Origin of the sequence: Sulfurihydrogenibium subterraneum DSM 15120, assembly GCF_000619805.1 — a bacterium.
Lineage (GTDB): Bacteria > Aquificota > Aquificia > Aquificales > Hydrogenothermaceae > Sulfurihydrogenibium > Sulfurihydrogenibium subterraneum.
Genome location: NZ_JHUV01000013.1, coordinates 1 through 13040, shown reverse-complemented (window position 1 = coordinate 13040; position 13040 = coordinate 1). Strand labels below are relative to the sequence as shown.

Genomic DNA, 13040 nt, shown 5'->3' with positions numbered 1-13040 from the left:
AAAACTTTAAAGGCCATACTTAATCAATCTCTCGTAGTCTTCAGGTGTGTTTACACTTTTGTACGTAAGTAAGTCTGGGTCAAAGTTTTGGATAACTTCTTCGTTAACAACTAAAACCCTTTTTAAGTTTTTTATCCACTGATTAAGAGATTTTATCTCTGGGTATAGGTTTTTGACTTTTAATAAGCTTTTTTTAGTGTAAAGAGTGTTAAGTGGCTGAAATTTACCGTGTACTTGTGGAATAACAGCATCAAACTCATCTATTATAGACATATAAATATCTATCAAATTTTCGTTAAGTAAAGGCGTATCACAAGTTGCTATAAATACATAAGGATTTTTTATATGCTCTGATACAGAAAGTATAGCATTTAATGGTCCTTCGTAAGGATGTAAGTCTTTTACTACTTTGACTTTATGTGGCTTTAAGTGGTCTATGTAGATTCGAGGGTCTTTATTTACACTTAAAATTATTTCATCACACTTTTTTGATAGTTTTTCTACTATAGTCTGTAAAAAGGTTTTATCTTTATACGCCAAAAAGGCTTTATCAGTTCCCATTCGCTTACTTTGACCACCAGCTAAGACTACACAGGATATTTTTTTACTCATAGTCGTAAAGCGCCGTTGTTAAGTATTTTTCTCCACCATCAGGACAGATAAATACTATAACTCCTTCCTCTATCTCTCTTGCTATTTGTATAGCAGCTTCAAAGGCAGCTCCAGAAGACTGTCCTACAAAAATTCCTTCTAACCTTGATAACTCCCTTGCCCTCTGGTATGCGATGTCTGTTCCTATAAACATTGTTCTGTCTAATCTGTTTTCGTCAAATATACCTGGTTTTATAGAGGTTTCTATATACTTTAATCCTTCAATACCGTGGAATGGGCTGTCTGGCTGAACTCCTATCACTCGAATATCAGGGTTAAATATCTTTAATCTTCTACCTGTTCCCATTACAGTTCCACCTGTTCCTATTCCAGCTACAAAATGGGTTATCTTTCCTCCGGTTTGATTCCATATTTCAACAGCTGTTGAGTCAAAGTGTGCCTTCCAGTTTGCATCGTTGTTGTACTGGTCTATGTAGTAGTATTTATCAGGATACTTTTCTACAAGTTTTCTAACATAAATAATTGCTCCATCTGTACTTTCAAGGGGGTTTGTAAAATGTATCTTTGCTCCAAAGGCTTTGATTATTCTTTTTCTTTCTTCACTTACGTTTGCAGGCATTGCAAGTTCTACTTGGTATCCTAAAGCGGTTCCTACCATTGCAAGTGCTATTCCTGTGTTTCCAGAGGTTGCATCTATTATTACTTTATCTTTTGTTAATTTTCCACTATTTATTGCTTCTAAAATCATTCTTGTTGCTGGGCGATCTTTAACAGACCCTCCAGGGTTATAACTTTCAAGTTTTGCATATATTTCGATATTTTTTTTCTTTATATCGTCAGGAAGACAACGGCTTAGCTTAACTAATGGTGTATTTCCTACAAGCTCTAAAACCGATTTTCTTGTTTTTCTATATCCTTCGTCGTGCTGTCCAAGTATCCACATTAAAAGTAAAACCTCTTAAATAGAAATTTTGCATTATTATATCAGTTATACAGTTAGTTAGAAAATGCTAACTCAAAACAATCTCTGGTTTTAATATTCCTTCTTCTATTTTCCCAAGTCCAAGGAGCTGTCCTTCCTGATTTACCACTTTAAACATTCCTTTTAAATCTGCGTCAAGTTTTATCTTTTGACCGTGCTTAAAGGCTCTTTCTAACTGTGGTGTTAACTGTATTTCTTCAAAAAAGTAAAGAGCTTCTTTTAACGGTATTAACTTAAAGTCTTTTTTATCTAAAATCTCTTGTAGTTTTAAAGCATCTTCTAATTTAAACTCTCCTATCTTTGTTCTTATCAAATCACTCATATAAGCTCCAGTATTTAGCTTATCTCCTATATCTTTTATTAAAGACCTGATGTAAGTACCTGATGAGCAATCTACTTTTATTTTAAAATAAGGAAGGTTTATCTCTAATATCTGTATGTTGTATATTTTTACTCTTACAGGCTTTAATTCTGGATTTATTCCTTTTTTTGCTAGTTGATATGCTCTTTTTCCTTGAATTTTTTTTGCACTGTAAGGTGGTGGAAGTTGGTCGTATTCTCCTATAAAAGAGTTTATTACTTCTATCAACTGCTGGTGAGTAATATTTACAGGTTTTGACTGGATTACTTTACCTTGAGAGTCGTAAGTATCTGTTATCTCTCCTAACTTTCCTTCTGCTATGTACTGTTTATCAAGTCCTTGAAAAAATTGGGTGAATTTTGTTGCTTTACCTACGGTTAAGACCATAAGTCCAGAAGCTGCATAATCTAATATTCCAGTATGTCCAACTTTTTCATTTAAATGTTTTTTTACTTTTATTACTAAATCGTTTGAGGTTATAAACTTAGGTTTATCTATCAGAAGAATTCCATCCATCTAACACTTCTCCTACTAAATACAGTGAGCCTGTTATAAAGATAAGGCTGTTTTCATCTGAGTATTTTTTTGCAAACTCTACAGCTTCCATCGGATTTTCTATAAAGTTTTTTTCTCCAATATGGTAAAAATCTTCTTTTTCCATTCCTCTTGATACGTTTATCTTAGTTGCTACAGTTTTATACGAATTTTCTTTTATTATTTTAAACATTTTTTCAGTCTCTTTGTCTTTCATAAATGAGTAAACTGTTATGATTTTTTTATCTTTAAACAGCTCCTTTAACTCCTGAAAACTTTTTAAAAGCCCTTCTTCGTTGTGTCCTCCATCTGCTATGATTAAAGGATTTTCAGAAAGTATCTGCATTCTTCCTTGCCAGAATGTGTTTTTTAAAGCTTGTTTGATATTTTCTTTGACAGGTGTAATACTGTTTTTCTCGCAAAAAACTAAAAAAGATGCTAAAGCTGTTGAAGCGTTTTCTATCTGCCTTTTTCCTATCATAGACAGTTTTATATCTTTTAGATAAAAATCTTTAAACTCAAAGTCCCACAAAAAATTTTCTTTTAAGATAGGCTTAAAATCAACTGTTTGAACGTAAAACTCCTTGACTTGCCTTTTTTCAAGCCAATCTATAATCTCTTTTTGATTTCTTCCTATCACAGCTGGTTTGTCTGGTCTTGTAATTCCTATTTTTTCAAAGGCTATCTTATCTAACGTATCTCCTAATAGATGCATATGGTCAAAAGATACGTTTGTTATCACAGAGACACAAGGGTCTAAAACATTTGTAGAGTCCCACCTTCCACCAAGTCCTACTTCCACAACCGCCACATCTACTTTCTCATCAGAAAAATATTTAAAAGCAAGTAAAGTAGAGGCTTCAAAGTAGGTTAAGCTATGTTTTTGAATAATAGGTAATAAATCTTTTATGTAAAGATCTAACTTATCTTTTGGAATGTTTTGACGGTTTATCTGCCATCTTTCATTCTCTTGTATAAGGTGTGGAGATGTAAAAAGTCCTACTTTTAAACCATGATGTCTAAAAAGACTTTCTAAATAAGCACAAGTTGAGCCTTTTCCGTTTGTCCCTGCTACTAACACTGATTTAAAGTTTTTATGTGGGTTAGACAGCTCTTGTAGAGCTTCCGTTATTCTATCTAATCCTGGCTCTATGTTAAAAACCTTTTTTTTGAAAAAATCAAACAGGTTCACGCTTTGACCTTAGATAAAATAGCAGTACTATTCCTGATGCTACCATCATTAGAGTGATAATCTGGTTCCAAGTTAGTCCTATGTAAGGAAGTGGTGGTGTAACACCTCTCCAAAACTCAAGTAAAAATCTTTCTATTCCGTAAAGTATTAGATACATTCCTATAATCTGTCCGTCAAAAGATTTTTTCCTGTAAGTAAAAAATAAAACTAAAAATATAAGTAAGTTTCCGATTGCTTCTGCTGGCTGTGTAGGATAAAGGGGAACGCCTTGAGGAGCTAAACAATGTGGGTTGTTGGGAAATATAATAGCAATATCTCTAAAAGGAGAATCTGGTGGAACAGGTTTTCCGTGGCAACATCCTGCCGAAGTACATCCAAGCCTTCCAAAAAAATGTCCTATAGGAATAGACACACCTGCAACATCTGCAACCTTAAGAAGTGGGAGCTTCTTGACTTTTATGTATGTGATAGCTGTTATTAAACCTCCTATAAATCCTCCAAACCAATCAATCCCTCCATTCCAAATAGCAAAAAAATCTAAAAAAGAGTTAAAATCTTCTTTATGCTCTATAATATAAGCAATTCTTGCACCTAAAATTCCGCCTATTACTGTAAGAATAAAAAGGTTTTCATAGTTTTTCTCTGAAATGCCTTCTTTTTTTGCAAAGTAAAGACCTACATAAAAACCAACTAAAAGTCCAATTGCAGTTAAAACGCCGTAAGTGTGTATTGTAAAACCACCTATAGTTATTAAATCTGGAAACATAAAGATTACCTCCTTATCCAGTTTGATATTCAGATTCTTTTAAAGATTTAAGATATTTGTCTAAGACTAACTTTCTTTTTAACGGTGAAAGGTAGCTTATAAAAGGAATACCGTTTAGGTGGTCTATCTCGTGCTGTAGTACTATTGATAAAAACTCACTACTCTCAATTACAACGTCTTCTCCTTTTTCGTTTTTACCTACTACTTTAACTCTTTTGTACCTTGGTATAGTTATCTGAACGCCAGGAAAACTTAAACAACCTTCTGTTGACATTACCTGCCCTTCTTTTTCTACTATTTTTGGATTAATTAAAACCATTTTAACAGGATTTTCTGTCTCTTCTTCGCTTTTCTTTTCTCTGATAGATGTATCTATAACAAGTATCTGGTATGGAATACCTATCTGATTTGCTGCAAGTCCTACACCTTCTTCTTTGTACATAAACTCCCACATTTTATTAATGTACTCTTTAAGTCTATCATCAAAAAAGTCTACCTCTTTTGTAGGTTCTTTCAGTATTTTATCTGGCCAAGTTCTTATTCTGTATTCCATAATTTTTTCTCTCCTTTAGCATTTTTTAAATACATATACCAATATTTTGCTTTAAGAGTTTTACGTTTTCTTTGATGTTGCCTTTAAATACTGCACTGCCTGCTACAAATATGTTAACTCCTATCATTGAAAGGTAGTTTATATTCTCCTTACTTACACCACCATCTATTTCTATAAGTATATCCGTTCTTCCAGTTTGTTCCATAAGCATTATCAGTTTTTTTACTTTTTCTGCTGTTTGGGGGATAAATTTTTGCCCTCCAAATCCTGGGTTTACAGACATTATAAGAACGTAATCTATGTAATATATAATCTCTTCAAGGGTATTGACAGGTGTGGCAGGGTTTAAAACTACTCCTGCTTTTGCACCATTAGACTTTATAAGGTCAACAAGTCTGTGAGCGTGGATAGTAGCATCCATATGGAAAGAAATCATATTAACTCCTGCTTTTATAAAGTCAAGAGCGTACTTTTCTGGCTCTACTATCATAAGGTGGGCGTCAAATGGAAGGTTTGTTATAGGTCTGATAGACTCTACAACTGGAATTCCAAAAGTTATGTTTGGTACATACCTTCCGTCCATTATGTCTAAATGAATTATGTCAGCTCCTGCTTCTTCAACTTCTTTTATCTGCTGTCCTAACTTTGAAAAGTCAGCTGACAGTATGGAAGGGGCAAGTAGTTTCAAACTCTTTCCTCCTGTTTTTTTAATTTTAGTTTAAGGTTGCAAACTGAACATATCTCGTTAATTGATGGCTCTCCGCATATCTTACAAGGTTTAAGCACTGGTTTTTCCTCTGATTTTTGAAGTATTGGATACATCTTTCTTAAAAATTCACTGTAAAAGCGAAGTTTTGTACCAGGACTTTTTTCCTCAAGCTGGGATAAAAACACTTTGTAGTCTATAGAGGTAGCTCCTTCTGAAAACGGGCATTCTTCTTCTATGTACTCTATACCTGATAAAACTGCGTACATTGCACTTTCTTTTTCTGATATTTTACACAGTGGTTTTACCTTTCTTATAAATCCGTCTTCTTCTGGTAATACTGGATACTGTCTTTTTAAGTACTTTATGCTCCAGTTTAAAGTGTTTGAAAATAAGACGGCTGCTTCATCGTCAAGGTTATGACCTGTTGCAATTATTTTATAACCGTTATCTTTTGCAAATTTATTCATGTAGTATCTTTTTACCATTCCACATACTGAACATGCTGGTCTTGAATCATGCTTTTTTATCTCAGGAATAGGCATTATTTCTTGTTTTAACGATATTTTATAAAGTGGTCTTCCTATTTTTTCTGAAAATTTGGTTGTAAGTTTTTCTGATGTTTCAGAGTACTCTCCTATTCCAAGGTTTATGTAAAATCCGTCTGCTTGATAACCTAAATTTGTTAAAGCCTTCCATAGAGAAAGGCTGTCTTTACCTCCTGATACTGCAACTAATATTTTGTCTTCTTTCTTAAACATTTTAAATTCTTTGATAGTTTTTTCTACTCTGTTGTCAAACCATTCTAAGTAGTGGTCTTTACATAGAGAGAGTCTGTGTTGTGGAAGGTAAACTTGGGCTTTTTGACTACATTTAAAACATTTTCTCAACTAATTTTTCCTCCAGATATTGCGTTTATAACTCTAACTTCATCGTTTTGAGTTATAGTCTCATTTTCATCTACAATCTCACCGTTTTTGACTACAAAGGCAAAATCTTTTGACAAACCAAGGGCTTTTAGTACGTCTTTAGCTTTAACCTTGTCTTTATCAAAATTTAAAATCTTTTCCTGACCTCTGTACTTAACTTTTAGATCCAATCTCTACTACTCCAGTTTTTATTAATAACTCTTTTAACTTACTTAAAGCTTTTCCTCTATGGCTTATCTTGTTTTTTTCTTCTGGTGGGAGCTGTGCCATAGTTTGATTGTAGCCTTGAGGAATAAAGATAGGGTCGTAGCCAAACCCTCCAGACCCTTGGGGTTTTTGAGCTATCTCTCCTTCACAAACTCCTTCTGTCCATATACCTATTCCTTTATCAGAATCATAATACACAACTACAGTTTTATACCTTCCTTTTCTATTTTCTTTGTTTTCAAGTAGTTTTAAAAGTTTTAAGTTGTTTCTCTCATCTTTTGATAGACTTTCATCTTCTAACTTTCCACCGTATTCTATACTGTAAAATCTTGCAGAGTAAACGCTTGGATAACCTTCTAAAGCATCAACTTCTAATCCTGCATCTTCTGCTATAACAGGAATTTTATAAAAGCTTGCGTAGGTAGTAGCTTTTTTTATAGCATTTTCTAAAAATGTTTCTTTATCTTCTTCTACTTCTATAATGTTATCCACATCCTTAAGAGATAAAAGTTCTACATCTAAGTCTGAAAGTATTGACTTGATTTCTCTTAATTTTCCTTCATTTGTTGTGGCTACTAATATTTTCATTGTTTCTTTTCCTCTTTTTTAACGTGTGGACAGAATGTATTTTGAAAGTCTTCTTTAGATAATTTTTTTACAGTTGCTTTTTTGTTTTCACAGGAATACCTGCATATTTTTGCCATTTTTTCAGATACTTGAGTTGAAAGTCCTGCTGAAAGTGAAAGGTTATAAACTGCGTTGTAGCTTTCATCACAGTTATTCGAGTCATAACAGCTGTCGTATATAGCAAACATTCCATCACAGGTTTGACCGTATGAAAAAGATACTATGCTAATAAAAATAATTAATACTTTTTTCATATTTCTACCTTCTGTAGTGTATGGCAGTAAAGAATTGCCAGAGAGTCTGCTATATCACTGTCTTGAATATCTAAGTTAAATATTCTGTTTATCATTTGAATCACTTCTTCTTTTGATGACCTTCCGTATCCTGTCGCTGATATTTTTACTTCTGCTGGTGTGTACTCAAAAACTTTTAGGTTGTAAATTTGTGCTAAAAGTAGGATTACTCCTCTTACTTCTCCTAATTTTATAAGTGTTTGGGCGTTTATGCTGTAAAAAGGCGTCTCTAATATTACAGCTTCTACTTCATGATTTTCTATTTTATCTTGGAGTGTGTCAAACAGCAGTTTTAAGCCATGCTGTTTTCCTTTTAAAACTATGTTCCCATACTCTATTAAGTCTATTTTATCGTCATAAATTTCTGCTATGGCATAGCCTGTTTTAGATGTTGATGGGTCTATTGATATAACTTTCAACGTTAGCCTTCTATCTTTTGGAGTAATTCTTCTGGAATGTCAAAGTTTGCATACACTTTTTGCACGTCATCGTTGTCTTCAAGTGCATCTAATAGTTTCATAAGTTTTGTAGCACTCTCCTCATTTGTTATTTTTACGGTAGTTGTAGGTATTTTTGTAAGTTCAGCTTTTACTATCTCTACTCCCATTTTTTCAAGATTTTCTTTAACTTTGTAAAAATCTTGGACAGAAGTTCTTATTTCGTAGTATTCTTCATCTTCCGTTATAACGTCTTCAGCTCCTGCTTCTAATGCTTTTTCTAAAATTTCTTCCTCTGAGTATTTTGATTTTTCAACGTTTATAACTCCTTTATCTTCAAATAAAAATGAGACACAACCAGATGAACCTAAGTTTCCACCGTATTTAGAAAAAATGTGTCTTATTTCTGCAGTTGTTCTATTTCTATTGTCTGTAGTTGCTTCTACTATAATTGCAACACCTTCTGGACCATAACCTTCGTACCTTACCTCTTCGTAATTAACTCCTTCTAACTCTCCAGTTCCTCTCTTTATTGCTCTTTCTATGTTTTCAGAAGGCATGTTTACTTCTCTTGCTTTTTCTATAGCCATTCTAAGTCTTGGATTTGCTTCAGGGTCTCCACCACCAAGTCTTGCGGCAATAGTTATCTCTTTGATAACTTTTGTAAACATTTTACCTTTTATAGCATCTGCTTTAGCCTTTTTGTTTTTAATGTTGTGCCATCTACTGTGTCCTGCCATAAAAAACCTCCGCTTTTTTGTTATAATCATTATAAAATATATAAAAATCAAATACAAGGCAATATTATGGAAGTTTTTAATCTATACAAGCTTTTACTGGATTTTTATGGCTTTCAAAACTGGTGGCCTATTTACAGTAATCAAGATAAAGTAGCCGAAATATCTATAGGTGCAGTTTTGACTCAAAACACTTCTTGGAACAATGTAGAAAAATCTTTACAAAATATTATAAGAGAAAACTGTCTAACATTTGAATGTATAGCCAAGATAGATATAGAAAAACTCAAAAATCTTATAAAACCATCAGGATTTTACAATCAAAAGACAAGGACTTTAAAGGATATGGCTAAACTTTTTCTAATTAAAGAAAAAATAAGTAGAGAAGACTTGCTTTCAATAAAAGGTATAGGTCAGGAAACAGCTGACAGTATATTGCTTTATGCTTTAGATAAAGCTTATTTTGTAGTAGATAGCTATACAAAAAGGCTTTTTTATAGGATAGGCCTTACACCTGAGAATATATCTTATTCTCATTTACAAAAGTTCATAACCTCCAAACTACCTATAGACTTGGAAGTTTATAAGGAGTTTCACGCACTTATAGTAAAACACTGTAAAGAGTTTTGTCAAAAAAAGCCAAAGTGTGAAAACTGCTTCTTATCAAATCACTGTAATTTTAAAAAGGCAGTCTAAACGGAAAACCTCCACCTTTTGACATTTTTTTCATCTTTTTCATCATTTTTTTCATCTCTTCATACTGTTTTAAAACTTTGTTTACGTCTAAAATGGTTGTTCCACTACCTTTTGCTATTCTTCTTTTTCTACTACCGTTTATTATGTGTGGTTTTCTTCTTTCTTCTGGTGTCATTGAGTTTATGATAGCTTCTATTCTTATAAACTGTTTTTCATCTACTTTTATATTCTTTAACTGACTACCTATTCCTGGAATCATCTTTAATATTTGCTCCATCGGTCCTAAATTTCTAATCATTTTTATTTGTTCTTTCAAGTCTTCTAAGGTAAACTCTGCATTCATAACTTTTTCTGCCATCTGTTTCGCTTTGTCTTCATCTATGGCTGCTTGCATTTTTTCTATAAGGGTTTGAATGTCTCCAAGTCCAAGTATTCTTTGAGCTATTCTATCTGGATAGAATAGGTCTAAATCTTCTATCTTTTCTCCTATTCCCACAAATTTTATAGGTACTCCAAGGACTTGTCTTACAGAGAGAGCAATACCACCCTTTGCATCACCGTCAAGTTTTGTAAGTATCACCCCAGTTAAACCAACAGCTCTATGAAACTCTTCTGCGGTTGTAATTGCCTCTTGTCCTTGCATTGCATCTGCAACGTATAGGACTTCTGCAGGTTTGACTTTTTCTTTAATCTGTTTTAACTCTTCCATCAACTCTTGGTCTATGTGAAGCCTTCCAGCTGTATCTAAGATTATGTAAGAAAATCCTTGTTTTTTTGCATCTTCTATGACTTTATCTGTAAGTCTTAAGGCATCTTTTTCTTGTTCATCTACAAAACAAGGAATATCTATAGACTGTGCTAAAGTGCAGAGTTGTTTTGCAGCAGCTGGTCTTCTTACGTCTGTAGATGCTACTCCTACTTTATATCCTTTTGATTTTAGGTATTTTGCAAGTTTACCTGCTGTTGTTGTTTTACCTGTACCTTGAAGACCTACAAGCATTATTATTACAGGTGGTTTATCTGGCTTAGCTAATGTAGGTGGTTCTTCTCCACCTAATATATTTATCGTTTCATCGTAAATTAGTTTTATTACGGTTTCTCCAGCTGATAGACCTTTTATAAGCTCCTGTCCTAAGACTTTCTGTTTTATATCTGCTATAAACTTTTTTACAACGTCAACGTTTACGTCTGCTTCTAATAGGGCTGTCCTTATATCTTTAAGTGCTTCATCTAAAGTTTTTTCATCTATCTTTTTAGCCTTTCTTAACTTATCAATAACAGAAGAAAACTTTTCTGTTAAAAGTTCAAACATAAAATACCTCCGTAGATTGGTGTTAAAACATTATAACATTGTCCAATTTTTAAAGATTACAAGCCTGAATATCTATCTTTATCTCTCCTTCATCTTTTGGTATGCCTACGTTTTCTCTGAGTTGTCCATCTCCAAAAATTATAAATTTAGGTATTGTTAATTCTTTTAGAGCCATTGGACCTCTGGCGTGGATTTTGTCCGTTGATATTCCCATCTCAGCTCCAAGTCCAAACTCGTTTCCGTCTGTAAATCTTGTAGATGCGTTTATATAAACAGCTGCACTGTCTACCTGCTGGATAAACTTCATTCCTTTTGTGTAATTTTCTGTAACGATTGCGTCAGAGTGGTGAGAACCATACTTTTCAATAAAATCTATAGCTTCGTCTAAATCTTCTACAACTTTAACAGCTATTATAAGGTCTAAAAATTCTTCGTAATAGTCTTCCTCTTTTGCTGGGAGTATCTCTGTATCTTTTGCTTTTGGATGGTTTATAAGCAGGTTGTAGCTGTACTCATCACATCTCATCTCTACTCCAGCTTTTCCGTAGTAGTAAGCTATCTCAGGTAGGAATTTATCGGCTATCTTTTTATTTACAACTAAGTTTTCTATTGCATTACATACAGAAGGTCTTTGTACTTTTGCGTTGTATGCTATGTTTAATGCTTTTTCCATATCAGCTTCATCGTCTATATAAAGATTACATACACCTTTGTAATGTTTTATAACTGGAATTCTTGAATTTTCTGCAACTGCTCTAATAAGGCTCTCTCCACCTCTTGGTATAGCTACGTCTATAAGGCCTTCTAATTTTAACAGCTCATTTACTATATTTCTATCTGTTGTATCAACAAACATCACAGCATCTTCTGGAAAACAGGTTTCTCTGCATGCTTGCTTTATAATCTCTACCAACACCCTGTTTGAGTTTATCGTTTCACTTCCACCTTTTAGTATTACTGCATTTGAAGATTTCATACACAAAGATGCAGCTTCTATCGTCACGTTTGGTCTTGCTTCGTAAATTATTAGTATAACGCCAAGTGGAACTCTCATCTGTCCAACTTTTAAACCATTTGGACGAGTCCACATGTTTATTATCTCTCCTACTGGGTCAGGGAGAGCTGCCACATCTTTTAAAACTTGTATCATCTGGTCTATTCTTTTATCATTTAGAGCCAATCTGTCTAAAAGGGCTTTTGTGTATCCTTTTTTTTCTGCATTTTCTAAATCTTTTTGATTTTCTTGTAAAATCAATTGTCTGTTTTTATCTAAAAGCTCAGCGGTTTTTAAAAGTGCTTTGTTTTTTATATCTGTTGTTAGACTTGATAGCTGTCTTGTAGTTTTTTTTGCTTTTTTTGCTATACTTTCTGCATACTGCCTTGCGTCCATAATAAAACCTCCAAGTTTTATGTGTATATATTATAAAACTTTTTTAGGGCTGAATACAGTAGCTTGATTTTTTAATCATATTTGCCTATAATTACTAACATGAAGAAGTTATTAAAGAGCTAAGAGCAATAAAGATGATAAAGAAAATAAAAGAAGTGGTTTAGTGGAAGTATCGGCAATAAAACTCAAAAAACTATCTAAATGGATAGATTTACACGATAATGGATATGGATAGATGGAACGGAATTCTATTATGAGTGAAAAACTGCCTGAAGGATGGAAAAGGGTTAAGTTGGGAGAGGTAGCTATTGTTAATCCTTCTGAAATATTAAAGAAGGGAACTCTTGCTAAAGAAGTACCAATGGAAGCATTACAACCTTTTACAAAAAAAATTTATACTTATCAAATAGGATTATATAATGGAGGTGCAAAATTTAGGAACGGTGATACGTTAGTCGCAAGAATTACACCAAGTTTGGAGAACGGTAAGACAGCATATGTTGATATTTTAGAAGATAATGAAATAGGATTTGGTTCTACAGAATTTATAGTTTTAAGAGGAAAAAAGGGAATAACAGATAGTCATTTTTTATATTACTTTGCTATTTCACCAGATTTTAGAGATGTAGCTATAAAATCAATGACTGGTAGCTCAGGGAGACAACGAGTACAAACAGATGTAGTTTTGAGTTATGAATTTTTATTC

General features: G+C 33.2%; 17 protein-coding genes. 2 read left to right on the top strand and 15 right to left on the bottom strand.

The features are described from left to right. Positions 1 to 6: 6 nt before the first annotated feature. From mobA to Q385_RS0107520, 13 genes are all read right to left on the bottom strand, one after another. Complete coding sequence (mobA, locus tag Q385_RS0107580) at positions 7 to 612, bottom strand: molybdenum cofactor guanylyltransferase (RefSeq protein WP_028951087.1); 606 nt, start codon at positions 610 to 612, stop codon at positions 7 to 9. Then, complete coding sequence (gene cysM, locus Q385_RS0107575) at positions 605 to 1555, bottom strand: cysteine synthase B (RefSeq protein ID WP_028951086.1); 951 nt, start codon at positions 1553 to 1555, stop codon at positions 605 to 607. Before cysM ends, mobA begins: the two co-directional genes overlap by 8 nt. A 67-nt stretch (positions 1556 to 1622) precedes the next feature. Beyond that, on the bottom strand, positions 1623 to 2471 hold the full coding sequence (truB, locus tag Q385_RS0107570; RefSeq protein WP_028951085.1) for a tRNA pseudouridine(55) synthase TruB: 849 nt from the start codon (positions 2469 to 2471) through the stop codon (positions 1623 to 1625). Then, positions 2446 to 3681: a bifunctional folylpolyglutamate synthase/dihydrofolate synthase gene (locus tag Q385_RS0107565; protein WP_028951084.1), complete on the bottom strand. Its 1236-nt coding sequence runs from the start codon at positions 3679 to 3681 to the stop codon at positions 2446 to 2448. The genes truB and Q385_RS0107565 overlap by 26 nt, the downstream gene beginning before the upstream one ends. Further along, positions 3668 to 4447: a prolipoprotein diacylglyceryl transferase gene (gene lgt / locus Q385_RS0107560; RefSeq protein WP_028951083.1), complete on the bottom strand. Its 780-nt coding sequence runs from the start codon at positions 4445 to 4447 to the stop codon at positions 3668 to 3670. Before lgt ends, Q385_RS0107565 begins: the two co-directional genes overlap by 14 nt. Before the next feature lie 13 nt (positions 4448 to 4460). After that, a complete protein-coding gene (def, locus tag Q385_RS0107555) occupies positions 4461 to 5000 on the bottom strand; it encodes a peptide deformylase (RefSeq protein WP_028951082.1) in 540 nt (179 codons plus the stop codon). A 25-nt stretch (positions 5001 to 5025) separates the two neighbouring features. After that, positions 5026 to 5688: a ribulose-phosphate 3-epimerase gene (rpe, locus tag Q385_RS0107550; RefSeq protein WP_028951081.1), complete on the bottom strand. Its 663-nt coding sequence runs from the start codon at positions 5686 to 5688 to the stop codon at positions 5026 to 5028. After that, positions 5685 to 6596: a TIGR00269 family protein gene (locus Q385_RS0107545; RefSeq protein ID WP_028951080.1), complete on the bottom strand. Its 912-nt coding sequence runs from the start codon at positions 6594 to 6596 to the stop codon at positions 5685 to 5687. Before Q385_RS0107545 ends, rpe begins: the two co-directional genes overlap by 4 nt. Next, positions 6593 to 6805, bottom strand: coding sequence for a MoaD/ThiS family protein (locus Q385_RS0107540; protein ID WP_028951079.1), 213 nt, complete (start codon positions 6803 to 6805; stop codon positions 6593 to 6595). The genes Q385_RS0107545 and Q385_RS0107540 overlap by 4 nt, the downstream gene beginning before the upstream one ends. Then, positions 6789 to 7430, bottom strand: coding sequence for an RdgB/HAM1 family non-canonical purine NTP pyrophosphatase (rdgB, locus tag Q385_RS0107535; protein ID WP_028951078.1), 642 nt, complete (start codon positions 7428 to 7430; stop codon positions 6789 to 6791). Before rdgB ends, Q385_RS0107540 begins: the two co-directional genes overlap by 17 nt. Further along, positions 7427 to 7723, bottom strand: a complete 297-nt coding sequence (locus Q385_RS0107530; RefSeq protein WP_028951077.1) for a hypothetical protein — start codon at positions 7721 to 7723, stop codon at positions 7427 to 7429. The genes rdgB and Q385_RS0107530 overlap by 4 nt, the downstream gene beginning before the upstream one ends. Further along, complete coding sequence (locus Q385_RS0107525) at positions 7720 to 8181, bottom strand: crossover junction endodeoxyribonuclease RuvC (protein ID WP_028951076.1); 462 nt, start codon at positions 8179 to 8181, stop codon at positions 7720 to 7722. Before Q385_RS0107525 ends, Q385_RS0107530 begins: the two co-directional genes overlap by 4 nt. 2 nt (positions 8182 to 8183) lie before the next feature. Continuing rightward, a complete protein-coding gene (locus Q385_RS0107520; RefSeq protein ID WP_028951075.1) occupies positions 8184 to 8939 on the bottom strand; it encodes a YebC/PmpR family DNA-binding transcriptional regulator in 756 nt (251 codons plus the stop codon). Between the two features lie 66 nt (positions 8940 to 9005). Between Q385_RS0107520 and Q385_RS0107515 the strand changes: the two genes are divergently transcribed. Beyond that, positions 9006 to 9632, top strand: coding sequence for an endonuclease III domain-containing protein (locus Q385_RS0107515; protein WP_028951074.1), 627 nt, complete (start codon positions 9006 to 9008; stop codon positions 9630 to 9632). Here Q385_RS0107515 and ffh read toward each other — a convergent pair. Both ffh and Q385_RS0107505 read right to left on the bottom strand, forming a co-directional pair. Continuing rightward, entirely contained in the window at positions 9616 to 10944 is a 1329-nt protein-coding gene (gene ffh, locus Q385_RS0107510; protein ID WP_028951073.1) for a signal recognition particle protein, read from the bottom strand. The genes Q385_RS0107515 and ffh overlap by 17 nt on opposite strands. 49 nt (positions 10945 to 10993) lie before the next feature. Next, a complete protein-coding gene (locus Q385_RS0107505; protein ID WP_028951072.1) occupies positions 10994 to 12334 on the bottom strand; it encodes a glutamate-5-semialdehyde dehydrogenase in 1341 nt (446 codons plus the stop codon). Positions 12335 to 12569: 235 nt separating this feature from the next. Between Q385_RS0107505 and Q385_RS0107500 the strand changes: the two genes are divergently transcribed. Beyond that, positions 12570 to 13040 (top strand): restriction endonuclease subunit S (locus Q385_RS0107500; RefSeq protein ID WP_211245394.1); only part of this gene is annotated, 471 nt, incomplete at its 3' end.

Bases quoted from the DNA above. Each gene is read 5' to 3' on its own strand.
- mobA (WP_028951087.1), bottom strand. From the start codon at position 612: ATGAGTAAAAAAATATCCTGTGTAGTCTTAGCTGGTGGTCAAAGTAAG.
- cysM (WP_028951086.1), bottom strand. From the start codon at position 1,555: ATGTGGATACTTGGACAGCACGACGAAGGATATAGAAAAACAAGAAAA.
- truB (WP_028951085.1), bottom strand. From the start codon at position 2,471: ATGGATGGAATTCTTCTGATAGATAAACCTAAGTTTATAACCTCAAAC.
- lgt (WP_028951083.1), bottom strand. From the start codon at position 4,447: ATGTTTCCAGATTTAATAACTATAGGTGGTTTTACAATACACACTTAC.
- def (WP_028951082.1), bottom strand. From the start codon at position 5,000: ATGGAATACAGAATAAGAACTTGGCCAGATAAAATACTGAAAGAACCT.
- rdgB (WP_028951078.1), bottom strand. From the start codon at position 7,430: ATGAAAATATTAGTAGCCACAACAAATGAAGGAAAATTAAGAGAAATC.
- Q385_RS0107530 (WP_028951077.1), bottom strand. From the start codon at position 7,723: ATGAAAAAAGTATTAATTATTTTTATTAGCATAGTATCTTTTTCATAC.
- Q385_RS0107520 (WP_028951075.1), bottom strand. From the start codon at position 8,939: ATGGCAGGACACAGTAGATGGCACAACATTAAAAACAAAAAGGCTAAA.
- Q385_RS0107515 (WP_028951074.1), top strand. From the start codon at position 9,006: ATGGAAGTTTTTAATCTATACAAGCTTTTACTGGATTTTTATGGCTTT.
- ffh (WP_028951073.1), bottom strand. From the start codon at position 10,944: ATGTTTGAACTTTTAACAGAAAAGTTTTCTTCTGTTATTGATAAGTTA.
- Q385_RS0107505 (WP_028951072.1), bottom strand. From the start codon at position 12,334: ATGGACGCAAGGCAGTATGCAGAAAGTATAGCAAAAAAAGCAAAAAAA.